The organism is Cohnella thermotolerans DSM 17683, from assembly GCF_000429825.1.
Taxonomy (GTDB): Bacteria; Bacillota; Bacilli; order Paenibacillales; family Paenibacillaceae; genus Cohnella; species Cohnella thermotolerans.
Genome location: NZ_AUCP01000138.1, coordinates 1 through 1,791, shown reverse-complemented (window position 1 = coordinate 1,791; position 1,791 = coordinate 1). Strand labels below are relative to the sequence as shown.

At 56.6% G+C, this 1,791-nt stretch carries 1 protein-coding gene; it reads left to right on the top strand.

The features are described from left to right. The first annotated feature begins 134 nt into the window (after nucleotides 1-134). Nucleotides 135-1,772, top strand: a complete 1,638-nt coding sequence (locus G485_RS0117435) for an IS5 family transposase (protein ID WP_027093553.1) — start codon at nucleotides 135-137, stop codon at nucleotides 1,770-1,772. The last annotated feature ends 19 nt before the right edge of the window (nucleotides 1,773-1,791 follow it).

The following is a 1,791-nucleotide window of genomic DNA, read 5'->3' as shown; positions in this document are numbered from 1 at the left end:
TAGGGCTTGCTGAACGCCCCGAAAAGCTGTAAAAAATCGCATAATAACAAGGAATTCGGGATTTGTATGTCGAAATCATATGCAAAGGAATCTTCGGAAAACAGCCCAAAATCCTTGCAGATGGAGCGACGAAAATGTTCAAGCCGACCGCACACCTCGACAATCAATTGATCCTGCCTGGCGATTTCTTTCTTCCCTTCGGCGGAAAACTGGATGAAGAGAATCGCTGGGTTCAGTTGGCACAGTTGGTGCCGTGGGCGGCGGCTGAACAGAAATACGGTCGTTTCTTCAAAGACACCTTCCGCGGTCAGCAAACGATCAGCCTGCGCATGGGGCTCGGCGCGCTGATCATTCAGGAGCGCATGCAGTTGAGCGACAGAGAAACCCTGGCGTCAATCAGCGAGAACCCCTATATGCAATACTTCATCGGTTTGCCCGGATTTGTGATGAAGCCGCCGTTCCACCATTCAATGATGACGCATTTCCGTAAACGTCTGTCGGACGTGCTGGCCGAGCTGAACGAGATCGTCGCCACCCAGGGCGCGAAGGAAACGAAAGACGATGATGACGATCTAAGCAACGTGAGCGGCGACGGAAAAAGAAAGCGGTCGACGCCTCGCGCCGCTGCAACCGAAACCGAGTTCGAACAGCAGGCGCTGTTCGAGGAAACGCTAGTTGAATCGGCAGCGCAAACGCCTGTTGCGGAGCAGACGGTTGAAGCGTCGGCGCCACCGGAAGCGTCCGAACTTGAGACCGATGAGGCCATCGATTCCACCGCGGCGCCGGAAACGCCGGAACAACCGAATCAAGGGACACTGCTGGTGGACGCCACCTGCGCCCCGGCGGATGTGGCGTATCCGACCGATCTGAATCTGCTGAATGAAGCGCGGGAGAAGCTGGAAGCGATCATCGATACGCTGCACGAACCGGTCATCGGACAAACGGCAAAACCGCGCACCTACAGGGAAAAAGCGCGCAAGCAGTTTCTGGCGGTGTCCAAACAGCGCAGGCCGGGACCGAAAGTCATTCGCAAAGCCATCCGCCGTCAGCTGGGGTATGTGGAACGGAACCTCGTCATCATTGCCGAGCAAGCAAAGACGCAGCCGCTCACGCTGCTGAGTCGCAAAGCCTATCGTGATCTGCTGGTGATTCATGAACTGTACCGCCAACAGCTCCACATGTACAGGACGCGGTCGCACCAAATCGAAGACCGCATCGTGAGCATCCATCAGCCGCATGTGAGGCCGATCGTGCGCGGGAAAGCGAAGGCGCGAGTGGAGTTCGGCGCAAAGCTCGCCGTCAGCATGACGAAAGGTTACGCTTTCCTGGATCGTGCGTCCTGGGATAACTTCAACGAGAGTACAACGCTCATCGAGACGATCGAGAACTACCGTCGTCGCTTCGGCTATTATCCAGCTGTCGTACAGGCGGATCAAATCTATCGCACCCGCGAGAACCGGAACTTCTGCAAGCAGCATGGCATCCGGCTCAGCGGCCCGGCTTTGGGAAGACCACCGAAGGACGGTCCGACTCGCGAACAGCAAAATCAGGACAAACGGGATGCCGGTGAACGAAATGCCATCGAAGGCAAATTCGGAGAAGGCAAGCGCAAGTACGGGCTTGGCCGTATTCGAGCGCGTCTCGCGCAGACCAGCCTGTCCGCCATCACGCTGCAACTGCTGGTGATGAACCTGGAGCGCAGGCTCCGCGTTCTTTTTTGCCTTATTTTCGCCTTCCTGTTCCGCCGTCGCCCTGCCCTGAATTTCTGCTAAACAATCGTTCAGCAAGCCC

Bases quoted from the DNA above. Each gene is read 5' to 3' on its own strand.
- G485_RS0117435 (WP_027093553.1), top strand. From the start codon at position 135: ATGTTCAAGCCGACCGCACACCTCGACAATCAATTGATCCTGCCTGGC.